Here is a 14,054-nt window from a genome sequence, read left to right as displayed (position 1 = left end):
GGTTGTGACGCTTCCTGAGGGAGTTGAGATGGTGATGCCTGGGGACAATGTTTCGATGGAGGTTCACCTGATCACGCCGATTGCGATGGAGAAGGAGCTTCGTTTTGCCATTCGAGAAGGAGGGCGGACCGTAGGGGCCGGAGTGATCAGCGAAATCATCGAATAGGGCACGATAAAAAAGTTCTCTGCCATTGTTTGAAGGTGGTATCCTTCTCAATGTGCAAGAAAAACTTGAAGGCATTTATTTACGGGGAGTGTGATAATCAGTTTTAACGGAATTATCGGAGAGGCTGCATGCGTGAAATGATTACTTTAGCCTGCGAGCAATGCAAAAGCAGAAATTATACTTCTACGAAGAATAAACGCAAAACGCCTGACAAATTGGCGTTCAAGAAATATTGTCGATTCTGCAGGACCCATACCCTTCACAAAGAAACCAAATAGTAAGCGTGCATGCAGGCCAGTAGCTCTAACGGCTAGAGCACCGGACTCCAAATCCGGGTGTTGGGGGTTCGAATCCCTCCTGGCCTGCCAATTATTGCTTTAAGGGATCATGAAGAAGGGGCGGCAGTCGGCCTGTCAAAGCCCATAAAGGGAACCTTTTTGGAAGATGAAAAAGCCCAGTAATAAGAAAAAAAAGAAAGGGAGTCGAAAAAGGAATTCCAACGGAAAAACCCGGGCCGCTCAGATCCAGTCGGCGGGGGATCTTAAAAGCATTGAAGGAGGAAAGACCGTTACGCCGACGGCTGTAAAAAGGGAACCGGAGAAGCGAAAGGAATCAAAAAAATCCCTTCTTAAGTATGCCAACACGGTTGCACAGTTCCTCAGGGAATCCAGAATGGAACTCAAAAAGGTGAAGTGGCCTACCCGGAAGGAATTGATGGCATCCACGACAGTTGTGATTTTGTTGGTATTAATAGTGGCTTTCTTTCTTTGGATTATAGATTTTGGATTGATAAAAATTATTAAGAATATTATCAGCTAAATAAGCATACTTGCCACAATTCAATTTATTCGAGAGGGTCGATGTGGCTCTGAAATGGTACATTGTACATACCTATTCCGGATTTGAGCACAAGGTTAAGGCCAATCTGGAAGAACGGGTGAAGGCTCTGGGGCAGGAGGACCTTTTCGGCAAGATCATCGTCCCGACGGAAAAGGTGGTCGAGCTGAGAAAGGGACAGAAAAAGACCTCTTCCAGGAAGTTCTATCCCGGGTACATCATGGTCCAAATGGAGTTGAACGAAGAAACCTGGCATACGGTGAGAAATACGGCCAAGGTGACCGGGTTTGTGGGGGGGGGAGAAATGCCGGCACCCGTCCCCGACCATGAAGCAGAGCGCATCCTTCAGCAGATTGAAGAAGGAATCAGTAAACCAAAGCCGAAATATCACTTCGAGGAAGGAGACGAAGTGAGGGTCATCGACGGGCCTTTCAACAATTTTCAAGGCGTGGTTGAAGAGGTTAAACCTGACAAAGAAAAACTCAGGGTGTTGATTACTATATTCGGGCGCTCGACTCCGGTTGAATTGGATTTCATTCAAGTTAACAAGATTTGAAGGGGTTGGTAATGGCCAAGAAGATTATCGGTACGGTGAAACTTCAAGTAAAAGGGGGACAGGCGAATCCTTCTCCTCCCATCGGACCGGCACTGGGACAGCACGGCGTCAATATCGCTGAGTTTTGCAAGGCCTTCAATGCTAGAACCCAGGACCAAATGGGGACTATTATTCCTGTGGTTATTACGATTTATGCGGATAGGTCCTTCTCTTTTATCACAAAGACGCCGCCGGCCTCCGTTCTGTTGAAGCAGGCCGCCAAGATCGCTAAGGGGTCAAGTGAGCCGAATCGGGAAAAGGTGGGCGAGGTCACGCGGGAGCAAGTGGAGGAAATCGCGAAGACCAAGTTTGAAGACCTGAATGCCTATGATATCGAGAGTGCGGTAAGAATCATCGAGGGAACGGCTCGAAGTATGGGGATCAAGATTGTCTAACAGGCTGTTGAAACAATACGAACGCCGCTGAGGCAAGAAGTTCAAGGAAGGCGAAAATTTCAACCGCAGGAATACATTTAGTATTTTGAGGATTGAAATTTGAGCCTGACGCCGCAATTGGGCAAAAGGGGGCGTTTTTCAAAGGTCTCGCATCAGCAAGTGAAGTAGTACAAAGTAGTTTTTCAACAGCGTGCTAAAGCATAACAAGGACTGATAGCTATGGCCAAGAGAGGGAAGAAGTATCGGGAAGTCGCTGAAAAGATAGATCGTACGAAGCGTTACAGCTTCGAAGAAGCGGTGAGGAATGCACTTGAGTGTGCATATGCAAAATTTGACGAAACGGTGGATATCGCCGTACGTCTGGGTGTGGATCCTCGACATGCCGATCAAATGGTCCGAGGCACGGTAGTACTGCCCCATGGAGTTGGAAAAGAAGTCCGGGTTATGGTCTTTGCAAAGGGGGAAAAGGAAAAAGAGGCCTTGGAAGCCGGGGCGGACTATGTCGGCTCAGATGAGTACATAGAGAAGATTCAGGGGGGATGGCTTGAGTTCGACAAAGCCATCGCAACCCCGGACATCATGAGTTCGGTCAGTAAACTCGGACGTATTCTGGGGCCGAGAGGGATGATGCCGAATGCAAAGCTCGGGACCGTGACCTTTGATGTCGCCAAGGCCGTGAAAGAGATCAAGGCCGGTAAAATCGACTTCAGGGTCGAGAAGGCAGGGATCGTTCATGCGCCGATGGGTAAAGTTTCCTTCGGTCCACAGAAATTGATCGAAAATATCAGCGCCTTTATAGATACCATCCTGAGATTGAAACCTCCCTCAAGTAAAGGGACTTATCTTAAAGGTGTCGCCATTTCCACAACCATGGGTCCGGGTATCAAGGTTGACCCAGTTCATGTGAAGGATCTCCTCGGTTAGTTTTACGGTTTGAATGAAGATGGAAATCCATTCACAACAGGCGTGGGCCCCTTTGATTTCAATGGCGGTGTAAAGCCAGCCGAACCGAATGGGCCCTGAAAGGAAGGCCGGGAAGGCCCCATGGGTCGCGTCGGAGTGGATCACTTTACAGTCAAAGACAGTGGGTGCTGAGCGGCTTTGCCCTTCATTAACGAGAGGGGGCCGCGAGAGGCTTAAACAAGTTGATTTTGGGCCTACCGAGACTGAAAGACGCGTAATCTCAATGATGCATCCCTGACTTTGTATATAATCGGAATTTCAACATCTAGGAGGGGGTGATGCATACTTGAAAAAAAGTCAAAAGGAAGCTTTCATCGCGGACATGAAAAGCCGCCTGGAGAAGGCCCGAGGTGTCTTTCTGGTGGACTATAAAGGAATGGATGTGGATGCGATGACCGGGCTCAGGAGTGAACTCAGAAAGGTGGATGCCGAGTTCAAGGTCGTGAAAAACCGGCTCTTGAAGCTGGCGAGCCGGGATACGGAAACCAGCGTTTTGAACGATTACTTTACCGGTCCTTGCGCCCTAGCCATTACTTACGATGACCCCATCGCTCCCGCGAAGGTCCTTGTCGGGCAAAGCAAGATACATGACAAGCTGGAGATCAAAGGGGGACAGATTTCCGGAAAGGTGATCGATTTTGAGTCCATCAAGCGACTGGCAGAACTTCCGGGACGGGAAGCGCTTCTTGCCCAGGTCCTTGCGGCCATGCAGGGAGTCCCAGCATCCTTTGTGAGGGTTCTGAATGGGGTGATCGCTGGTTTTCTTAATGTCCTGAAGGCCATTGAAAACCAGAAGAATGAAACCGAAAATAGCTGATCCATTTGAATTGGATGTTCCATACATATTCCCAAGGGAGGTAAAAGAGAGAAATGGCAGCAAATATTACGAAAGAAGACCTTATTGAATACATTTCCAACATGACTGTTCTGGAACTCTCGGAACTCGTGAAGGAATTGGAAGACAGATTTGGTGTCACTGCAGCGGCTCCCGTGGCCATGGCAGCGATGCCCGCCGCCCAGGCAGCCCAGGAGGAGGCGGCGGAAAAGACGGAATTCGATGTGGTCCTCACCGCTGTTGGAGACAAAAAGATACAAGTCATCAAGGTGGTAAGGGCGATTACCGGCCTGGGATTGAAGGAGGCCAAGGCCTTAGTCGACGGCGTGCCCGGAAACGTCAAGGAAGGTGTACCCAAGGAAGAGGCAGAGGATATTAAGAAACAATTGGAAGAAGCGGGTGCATCGGTGGAAATCAAATAAGACCGGCCGCACTAGGACTAAACATTACTCCATACTCTCGATGATGGGGATACAATGACGACAGGGAAGAGCGGCGTTCGCCGCATCAGAAGGAATTTCGGCAAGATCGATAAGGTGATTGATCTTCCTAACCTGATTGAAATTCAGAGGCATTCCTACGAGCGTTTCCTGCAAAGGGATGTCCCGGCGGAAGAACGCGAGGAGATCGGTCTTCAAGGGGCCTTCAAGAGCGTGTTTCCTATTACCGATTTCAGCGGCACCTCTTCTTTGGAGTTCATAAAGTATACTTTCGAGGAAGCAAAATATAGCGAGAGTGAGTGTATCAGCAAGGGGATGACTTATGAGGCCCCTTTGAAACTTACTGTGCGGCTCTTGGTTTTCGATACCGATACGAGTGATGGGACAAAAAGTATCCGGGACATCAAGGAGCAGGAAATCTATTTCGGTACACTGCCCATGATGACCAACCGGGGAACTTTCATCATCAACGGGACGGAAAGGGTTGTTGTAAGTCAGCTGCACAGGTCTCCCGGGGTGTTCTTCGATCATGATAAGGGTAAGACCCATTCAAGCGGAAAACTTCTCTACTCCGCCCGGATCATACCCCTCAGAGGATCGTGGCTCGACTTCGAATTCGACCCGAAGGACTTGCTGTTCGTAAGAATCGACAGAAGAAGAAAATTCCCGGTAACCACTTTTTTAAAGGCCTTGGGGTATTCTTCCAGGGATATTCTCCTGGAATTTTATGAAACCGAAAAATTGCATATCCGTGATAACAAGTGTTATCGGGATGTGAAATTCGAGAATCTTTACCGTCAGAAGGTGAAGAAAGAGATCCTGCATCCCAAGACCAAGAAGGTGCTGGCCAAGGAGGGAGACAAATACACAAAGCGGTTGCACAGGATGCTGGAGTCCGCTGGAATCACCCAGATTCCCATCCCGATGGAAGATCTGGAGGGGCGGATAATCGTGGATGATCTTGTCGATCCCGAGACCGGCGAGATTTTGCTCCATGGAAACCAACCCCTTACCGGGGAGGTTGTCCAGAAGGTCCTGGAGTTGGGAATAACGGAGATCGAGTGTCTGGTCCTCGATGCACCAGGTGTGAGTACCACCATAAGGGACACCATGACACTGGACAGGATCGAGGAGCATGATGAAGCCATCCTGGAGATCTACAGGAAGATGAGGCCGAGCAGCCCCCCCACCCAGGAGGTGGCGACCAATTATTTCAACGGCCTCTTTTTCAACCTCTCTTCTTACGATCTCTCCCCAGTGGGTCGCCTCAAGTTGAATTACAGGCTGGGAATGGACGTCCCGCTGGATCAACGTACCTTGAGGAAGGAGGATATCATCCTCACGGTCAAGGAGTTGATTCGTCTGAAAAACTCCGAAGCCATGGTGGATGACATCGATAACCTTGGGAACAGAAGGGTAAGGGCCGTCGGGGAACTTCTCGAGAATCAGTATCGAATCGGGTTGGTCAGGATGGAGAGGGCCATCAAGGAGAGGATGAGCCTGCAAGAAGTCGAAACCCTCATGCCCCATGACCTCATCAATTCGAAGCCGGTTTCCGCAGTGGTGAAGGAATTCTTCGGGACCAGCCAGTTGTCTCAATTCATGGACCAGACCAACCCCTTGTCGGAAGTCACCCACAAGAGAAGATTGAGCGCCTTGGGTCCTGGGGGGCTGACCCGGGAGAGGGCGGGTTTCGAAGTCCGGGACGTTCATCCCACCCATTACGGGCGCATCTGCCCCATCGAGACCCCGGAAGGGCCGAATATCGGCCTGATCGTATCCTTGAGCACTTATGCGCGTGTCAATGAATTCGGCTTTATCGAAACTCCTTATCGAAAGGCTGAAAACGGTGTAGTCTATAAGGATATCGAATATTTGTCGGCCCTTGACGAAAAGGATTATCCCATCGCTCAGGCCAATGCCCCCTTAGATAAAAAAGGTCGCTTTTTGAATGAGGAGGCGGCTGTTCGTATCGAAGGTGAGGCGAGCAAGGCTCCCGTTGAAAGCGTGAAATACATGGATGTTTCCCCAGAGCAGCTCGTAAGCGTCTCTGCGAGCCTCATCCCTTTCCTCGAACACGATGACGCAAACCGGGCCCTGATGGGGTCTAATATGCAGAGGCAGGCCGTTCCCCTGTTGACCGCCAAGGCCCCTCTGGTTGGAACCGGGATAGAAAGAGTCGTCGCCCGGGACTCCGGCGTGTCCGTGGTAGCCAGAAGGGACGGAATCGTGGAAGATGTGGACGCTTCGCGTATCGTGATCCGATCCACGGGAGCAAGCGAAGACGAAGACGAAGTCGAAATCTACAAGATAATCAAATACAAAAAGTCCAACCAGAACACATGTTATAACCAGAAGCCCATCGTCAAGAAAGGAGACATCGTCAAAAAGGGTCAGATCATCGCGGATGGTCCCGCCACGGAACTGGGAGAACTCGCCCTAGGGCAAAATGTGATGGTCGCCTTCATGTCATGGGGAGGGTATAACTTCGAAGACTCCATCATCGTAAGTGAAAGGGTCGTGAAGGAGGATATTTACACTTCCATTCACATCGAGGAATTCGAAGTCGTCTCCCGGGATACGAAACTGGGTAAGGAGGAGATTACCCGGGATATCCCCAATGTCGGGGAAGAGGCCTTAAGCAACCTGGACGAGAGCGGGATCATCAAGATCGGAGCCGTTGTCAAGCCCGGTGATATCCTCGTTGGAAAGATCACTCCAAAGGGTGAGACTCAGCTTTCCCCAGAGGAGAAATTGCTTCGTGCAATTTTCGGGGATAAGGCCGGGGATGTCAAGGACACATCCCTCAGGGTCCCCCCGGGTGTTGAAGGGATCGTGATCGAGACCAAGATTTTCTCCCGCAGAGGAGTGGAGAAGGATGCGCGAAGCCTGGCTATAGAAAACGAAGAGCGGGCCAGACTTGAAAAAGATCGAGAGGACGAGGTCGCCATAGTCACACGAAGCGCGAAGTCCAGGCTCAAAACTCTCCTCGTGGGCCGGAAACTCAAGCGGAGTCTCCAGGATGCTGGAACGGGCAAGACTCTCATAGGCACCAAGAAGGAGATCACCGAATCAGACATAGAGCGGATCTCCGTTGATGCTTGGGCCCATGCCGATCTCAAAGCGGACATGGATTTAATTGAGCGGGTCGAGGCCGTGGTCGAGCATTTCAGGGGGAGGGTTTCCAAGATCACGCAGGCCTTCGATGAAAGAATCGATCGGTTGGGCGCAGGAGATGAGCTGGCCCCTGGTGTGATCAAGATGGTCAAGGTGTATGTGGCCGTCAAACGAAAACTTTCCGTTGGAGACAAGATGGCGGGCCGCCATGGAAACAAGGGGGTGCTTTCAAGGGTTCTGCCGGTCGAGGATATGCCCTACTTCGAGGACGGCACCCCAGTGGACATTATCCTAAACCCCCTCGGTGTCCCTTCCAGGATGAACGTGGGCCAGGTGCTGGAGGCCCATCTCGGGTGGGCGGCTTACGGCCTCGGAAAGAAAATCGGGGAACTGATCGACAGGGTTCAGGATATGAGCGCCCTGAGGAAGAAACTCAAAGAGACGTTTTCGGCTGGAGAGTACCGAAGACTCTTCCAGAAAGAAGATGATGAGGGAGTTCTTGAAAAGGCAAGCCTTCTTAAAGGGGGAGTTCCCATGGCTTCCCCGGTATTCGACGGTGCGAACGAAGACGAAATAAAGAAATGTCTTGAGGCCGCGGGATTGCCGCTGTCCGGACAGACAACACTTTACGACGGAAGGACGGGGGAACCCTTTGACCAGCAGATTACCGTGGGAATTATGTACATCATGAAACTCCACCATCTTGTGGACGACAAGCTGCATGCACGATCCATAGGCCCCTATTCCCTGGTCACCCAGCAGCCGTTGGGCGGGAAGGCCCAGTTCGGAGGTCAGCGTTTGGGAGAGATGGAAGTGTGGGCCATGGAGGCCTATGGCGCGGCCTATTCGCTCCAGGAATTCCTTACCGTCAAGTCCGACGATGTGGCCGGTCGCACCCGGATGTACGAGCGTATCGTAAAAGGAAACAATATCCTCGAGGCGGGTTTACCGGAATCCTTCAAGGTCCTGGTAAAAGAGTTGCTGAGTCTTGCCCTCGAGGTGCAGCTTTTCGAAGATACACAGGCCTGATTTTTATTCATATGAGTATGAGAGAGAAGGTTGGTTTTGTTGTGGGAGCGGAACACGAAGGTCTATATCGCCATGCGTGGATCGGATCATCAATCTGTTTTTCGGAAGTTCTTTTCCTGAAGGCCTACCCTTTTTTCTTTGAATCTTTTCGTTAGAAAAGGAGAGGACATTGGAAGAACTATACAATTTTTTTACAAAACCGAAAGATCCATCCAGCTATAACGCCGTCAAGATATCCTTGGCTTCCCCCGAACGGATCCGGGAACGATCTTACGGGGAAGTCAAGAAGCCGGAGACGATCAATTACCGGACATTCAAGCCGGAGCGGGACGGACTGTTTTGCTCAAAAATCTTCGGTCCGATAAAGGACTACGAGTGTAATTGTGGAAAGTACAAACGGATGAAACACCGTGGGATCGTGTGCGAAAAATGCGGTGTGGAAGTCATCCAATCCAAGGTCCGGCGCGAGCGCATGGGGCATATTGAACTTGCCTCTCCCGTGGCACACATCTGGTTCCTGAAATGCCTCCCCTCAAAGATTGGAAACCTCGTTGATCTGACCCTGAAGGACCTGGAAAGGGTCCTGTATTTCGAAAATTACATCGTCATCGATCCTAAAGACACCCCTTTGACCCAGGGTACCCTTTTGACGGATGAACAGCTTTACAGGGCCAGGGAAGAATACGGGAACCGATTCGAGGTCGGCATCGGGGCGGAAGCCATTCAGGTCATTTTGAAGAACCTGGACCTCGATGAGACTTCACAACGACTTCGGGCGGAAATGGTGGAAACCCGTTCGGAGGCAAAACGGAAAAAACTTGCCAAACGATTGAAGATCATTGATGCCTTCAGGGAATCGAAGAATCGGCCCGAGTGGACCATTCTCAATGTTATTCCCGTCCTGCCGCCGGACCTGCGGCCTCTCGTCCCCTTGGACGGGGGTCGATTCGCCACTTCCGATCTCAATGATCTGTACAGAAGGGTCATCAACCGGAACAACAGGCTCAAAAGGCTGCTTGAACTGAACGCCCCCGAGATAATCATCCGGAACGAGAAACGGATGCTCCAGGAAGCCGTAGATGTCCTTTTCGACAACGGCAGAAGGGGAAAGGTGGTTACAGGGGCGAACAAACGGCCCTTCAAGTCCCTCAGCGACATGCTCAAGGGAAAGCAGGGACGTTTCAGGCAGAACTTGCTGGGAAAGCGGGTCGATTACTCGGGAAGGTCAGTGATCGTCGTCGGTCCAGACCTGCGGCTTCACCAGTGCGGACTCCCGAAAAAAATGGCCCTGGAACTGTTCAAGCCATTCATTTACAACAAGCTCGACGAAAAGGGTCTGGCGACCACCATCAAGTCCGCGAAAAAAATGGTGGAGCGGGAAACCCCGGAAGTATGGGATGCTTTGGACGAAGTGGTCAAGGAATATTGCGTACTGCTCAACCGGGCTCCCACCTTGCACCGCTTGGGAATCCAAGCCTTTGAGCCTATTTTGATTGAGGGAAAGGCTATCCAGCTACATCCCCTGGTGTGTACGGCCTTTAACGCGGATTTCGACGGTGACCAGATGGCCTGCCATGTCCCCTTGTCCATCGAGGCCCAGATCGAAGCCAGGGTCTTGATGATGTCGACCAACAACATCCTTTCCCCGGCTAACGGAGATCCCATCATCGTCCCCAGCCAGGATATCGTTTTGGGGATCTATTACATGACCCGGCAGAGGCCTTTTGCGAAGGGTGAGGGAAAAGTTTTCGCCAGCGTCGAGGAGGCAAGGATGGCCTATGACCTGGGAGAACTGGACCTGCATGCGGCCATCAAGGTTCGCATCAACGGGAAGCTGGAAGAGACGACAACCGGGAGGGTCCTTCTTTATGAGATTCTGCCCAAAACCCTTCCCTTTTCCCTTATCAACAAGGTGATGAACAAGAAGGAATTGAGGCGCCTTGTCAACGAGTCCTATCGGAGGGAAGGTATCAAGACGACGGTCATCCTCTCCGACCGTTTGAAAGATATCGGTTACAAATACGCCACCCTGTCCGGAATCTCCATCTCTATGAAGGATATGACAATTCCGTCCCGAAAAGCAGAGATCATCGAAAAGGCCGAGGCAGAAGTCAAGAAGATCGATGACCAGTATAAAGGCGGTCTCATTACGGACGGTGAAAAATACAACAAGGTTGTTGACATATGGGCCCAATCCACGGAGACGGTCGCATCCGAGATGATGAACGAGATGGCGGTCGAGGAGGTGGAAGGTCCCGATGGAAGCCGGGTGAAGACGGAGAGCTTTAACGCGATTTACATGATGTCGGATTCCGGATCCAGGGGGAGCAAGGATCAGATGCGGCAGCTTGCCGGAATGAGGGGGCTCATGGCAAAACCCTCGGGTGAGATCATAGAAACCCCTATTACCTCCAATTTCCGGGAAGGACTCACCGTTCTCCAGTATTTCATTTCCACCCATGGGGCCAGAAAGGGTCTGGCGGACACGGCGTTGAAAACCGCCAACTCTGGATATCTCACCCGTAGACTCGTGGACGTGGCCCAGGACACGGTGATCACGGAGGAGGATTGTGGCACCGTGGATGGAATCTGGGTCTCCGCCCTTATTGAAGGTGGGGAGATTATTCAGCGGGTCGGAGACCGGGTGCTTGGAAGGGTGGCCCTGGAGGATGTCTACGATCCGGTTACGGGTGACCTTCTTGTTCCTGCAAACGAGGAAATAGATGAGCAAAAGGTGAAAAAGATCGAGGAAGCGGGTCTGGAGAGGATTCGGATCAGATCCGTACTCACATGTCAGACAAAGCGGGGTATATGCAAGAAGTGTTACGGCAGGGACTTGGCCCATGGAAAGGAAGTTAATATCGGCGAAGCCGTCGGCATCATCGCTGCCCAGTCCATCGGGGAACCCGGGACCCAGTTGACAATGCGGACCTTTCATATCGGAGGAACGGCAAGCAAGCGGGTTGAACAGACCACTATCGAGGCCAGGAATCCCGGGGAGGTAAGTTTCCAGAACCTTAAGACCGTTCAGAACGCCGAAGGCCACCATGTGGTGATGAACCGGAACGGTGAGATTTCCATTATCGGAAAGGGCGGCAGGGAAGTCGAGCGTTACCCCATCATTTACGGGGCCGTCCTGAAGGTAAAGGACGGTGAGAAGGTAAAGGCGAACCAGGTCCTGGCCGAATGGGATCCTTTCAATATTCCCATCCTAACGGAAGTCTCCGGGATTGTGAAATACGGGGATATCATCGACGATGTCACCATCCAGGAAAAGAGAGACAAGGTGACAGGAAAGATCAGCCGGGTTGTCGTGGAATCCCGGAATGTGGATCTGAGACCCCGGATTTCCATTAAGGACAAAAAGGGTGGAACCGCAGGCGTATCCGGTTCATCCAGGGTGCAGGCACGGTACCATCTCCCTATAGGTGCCATCATCATGGTGAACGAGGGGGATGAGGTCCAGGCCGGAACGGTCCTGGCCAAAATTCCGCGTGAGACCACGAAGACTAAGGACATTACCGGGGGTCTTCCGAGGGTCGCCGAATTGTTCGAGGTCAGGAAGCCAAAGGAAAATGCCGTCTTGAGTGAAATCGACGGAACGGTCTCTTTCGGTCAGTACAGCAAGGGAAGGCGGAAAGTGACCATTACCCCGGAACTGGGAGATCCGATCGATTATTACATACCTAAAGGGAAGCATGTCAGCGTACTGGAAGGGGACTATGTCCGGGCCGGCGAACCCTTGATGGACGGGTCAGCCAATCCGCATGATATTCTCAAGATCCGAGGGGTGAAGGAACTGGCCAGGTATCTGGTTGATGAAGTGCAGGAGGTGTACCGCCTCCAGGGCGTCAGCATCAATGACAAGCATATCGAGGTTATTGTCCGGCAGATGCTCAGGCAGGTGACGGTAACAGATGCCGGAGATTCCAATTTCCTGCTGGGTGAGCACGTAGAGAAATGGCGGTTCGAAGAAGAAAACGAAAAAATTATGAAGGCCGGGGGCAAACCCGCAGTGGCCGAACCGTTACTCCTTGGTATCACGAAGGCCTCTCTGAGCACGGAGAGCTTCATTTCAGCGGCCTCTTTTCAGGAAACGACGAAGGTCCTTGCCGACGCCAGCGTAGCCGGTAAAATCGATTATTTGAAGGGCCTGAAGGAAAACGTCATTATGGGCCGCTTGATCCCTGCTGGAACAGGTCTGAGCGCCTATAGGGACCTTGAGATCGAGGTGAATGGGTAGGTTCCGGAGTGCGGCTTGTTAATAAATATGGCCTGTGGTGGAAAAAGTGTGTGACCGGGCAGGCAGAGAACCGAGCGTCCTTCAAACGCCTGATCCTTGGGCGTAGATGTTGATGAATGCATTGTAGGGAATTTGTGGGGGGCCTCGGGGTCGAGCCCTTACTGTCTGGTTTGCCAGCGCCGGTCGATGATTGGCATTTGCGGGTGCTGGAAATCATTCCCAGAGGAAGATAAAAATTTACCGTGAATCGCTCTAAAATATCTTGACAAATAGAGGGAAGAGAAATAAAAGAAGGATTTTTGTGAATTCACTATATTTTTGCGTTTGCCCCCTTGCCAAAGGGTAACTGTTATCGTTCATGGAGCGTAAGGAGTTCAATTCATGCCGACCATCAATCAACTTGTAAGGAAGGGCCGAAAAAAGGCGAAGAAGAAAGTCAAGACACCGGCGCTGCAGGGTTGTCCACAAAAGAGGGGTGTATGTATAAGGGTTTATACGTCGACACCCAAGAAGCCCAACTCGGCTCTCAGGAAGGTGGCCAGGGTGAGGCTGACAAACGGCATCGAGGTGACCTCCTATATTCCGGGGGTGGGGCACAATCTTCAAGAACACTCCGTGGTCATGATTCGGGGCGGGCGCGTGAAGGATCTCCCCGGTGTGAGGTATCATATCATAAGGGGAACCATGGATACGGCCGGAGTGGATGACCGGCGTCAAGGACGGTCCAAGTACGGCGCAAAAAAACCGAAAAGTATCTAAGGAGTCTCTCCCATGCCAAGGAAAAGAACGGTCATTAAACGGAGGATCATGCCCGATCCGGTTTACAAGAGTGAGTTGGCGGCAAAGTTCATCAATTCTCTCATGAAGGAAGGGAAAAAGAGCGTCGCGCAGTCGATCCTTTATTCGGCCTTTGATTTGATAAGGGAGAGGACCAAAGAGGACCCGCTGAGTGTCTTTCACAAGGCCCTGAACAATGTAAAGCCCGTCGTAGAGGTGAAATCCAGACGGGTCGGGGGTTCCACCTATCAGGTGCCCACAGAAGTGAGACCATCCCGTAGTCAGGCCCTGAGTATCAGGTGGATCATCTCATTTGCGAGGGCCCGGGGGGAAAAAAGTATGGCGGCAAAGCTGGCGGGAGAACTCATGGACGCTGCCAACGGCAGAGGGGCTTCCATCAAGAAAAAGGAAGACACCCATAGGATGGCTGAAGCGAACAAGGCTTTTGCGCATTATCGCTGGTAAAAATTTTATGGAAACAAAGCCGTCGTAGAAAAGAAGTACTCAAGAAAACTAACGACGACCATGATCCCTCACTTAGTGGGTCACAAGGAGGTTAGAGATGTCGAAGAAGAAGTTTGAGAGGACGAAGCCGCATGTAAACGTGGGGACGATAGGGCATATAGATCACGGGAAGACGACGCTGACGGCGGCGAT

General features: G+C 51.5%; 13 protein-coding genes and 1 tRNA gene. All 14 read left to right on the top strand.

All coding sequences use genetic code 11. The annotated features are described in order from the left end of the window. On the top strand, positions 1–166 hold a 166-nt coding region (tuf, locus tag JRF57_13395; GenBank protein ID MBW2304693.1), incomplete at its 5' end, for an elongation factor Tu. 128 nt (positions 167–294) lie between these two features. Further along, a complete protein-coding gene (gene rpmG, locus JRF57_13390; protein ID MBW2304692.1) occupies positions 295–444 on the top strand; it encodes a 50S ribosomal protein L33 in 150 nt (49 codons plus the stop codon). A 13-nt stretch (positions 445–457) separates the two neighbouring features. Continuing rightward, positions 458–534, top strand: a tRNA-Trp gene (locus JRF57_13385). Between the two features lie 76 nt (positions 535–610). Beyond that, complete coding sequence (gene secE / locus JRF57_13380; GenBank protein MBW2304691.1) at positions 611–985, top strand: preprotein translocase subunit SecE; 375 nt, start codon at positions 611–613, stop codon at positions 983–985. A 43-nt stretch (positions 986–1,028) separates the two neighbouring features. Next, positions 1,029–1,559 (top strand): transcription termination/antitermination protein NusG, encoded by a 531-nt coding sequence (gene nusG / locus JRF57_13375; protein MBW2304690.1) that lies wholly within the window; start codon positions 1,029–1,031, stop codon positions 1,557–1,559. Between the two features lie 11 nt (positions 1,560–1,570). Further along, entirely contained in the window at positions 1,571–1,993 is a 423-nt protein-coding gene (gene rplK, locus JRF57_13370) for a 50S ribosomal protein L11 (protein MBW2304689.1), read from the top strand. A gap of 219 nt (positions 1,994–2,212) precedes the next feature. Continuing rightward, positions 2,213–2,917, top strand: a complete 705-nt coding sequence (locus JRF57_13365; GenBank protein MBW2304688.1) for a 50S ribosomal protein L1 — start codon at positions 2,213–2,215, stop codon at positions 2,915–2,917. Positions 2,918–3,242: 325 nt separating this feature from the next. Continuing rightward, positions 3,243–3,773 carry a 50S ribosomal protein L10 gene (locus JRF57_13360; protein MBW2304687.1) on the top strand — a complete coding sequence of 177 codons (531 nt, stop codon included), beginning with the start codon at positions 3,243–3,245 and terminating at the stop codon, positions 3,771–3,773. Between the two features lie 65 nt (positions 3,774–3,838). Then, entirely contained in the window at positions 3,839–4,213 is a 375-nt protein-coding gene (rplL, locus tag JRF57_13355; GenBank protein ID MBW2304686.1) for a 50S ribosomal protein L7/L12, read from the top strand. Positions 4,214–4,267: 54 nt separating this feature from the next. Next, entirely contained in the window at positions 4,268–8,377 is a 4,110-nt protein-coding gene (gene rpoB, locus JRF57_13350) for a DNA-directed RNA polymerase subunit beta (protein ID MBW2304685.1), read from the top strand. A gap of 169 nt (positions 8,378–8,546) precedes the next feature. Beyond that, complete coding sequence (rpoC, locus tag JRF57_13345; GenBank protein ID MBW2304684.1) at positions 8,547–12,620, top strand: DNA-directed RNA polymerase subunit beta'; 4,074 nt, start codon at positions 8,547–8,549, stop codon at positions 12,618–12,620. Between the two features lie 381 nt (positions 12,621–13,001). Further along, a complete protein-coding gene (locus tag JRF57_13340; protein ID MBW2304683.1) occupies positions 13,002–13,379 on the top strand; it encodes a 30S ribosomal protein S12 in 378 nt (125 codons plus the stop codon). Positions 13,380–13,391: 12 nt separating this feature from the next. Next, entirely contained in the window at positions 13,392–13,862 is a 471-nt protein-coding gene (gene rpsG / locus JRF57_13335; protein ID MBW2304682.1) for a 30S ribosomal protein S7, read from the top strand. Positions 13,863–13,959: 97 nt separating this feature from the next. Then, the coding region (locus JRF57_13330; GenBank protein ID MBW2304681.1) for an elongation factor Tu at positions 13,960–14,054 on the top strand (95 nt) is incomplete at its 3' end.

The organism is Deltaproteobacteria bacterium (genome assembly GCA_019310525.1).
GTDB lineage: Bacteria > Desulfobacterota > DSM-4660 > Desulfatiglandales > HGW-15 > JAFDEE01.
Note: the sequence above shows the minus strand (reverse complement) of the source record. Positions and strands in the feature narration are given on the sequence as shown.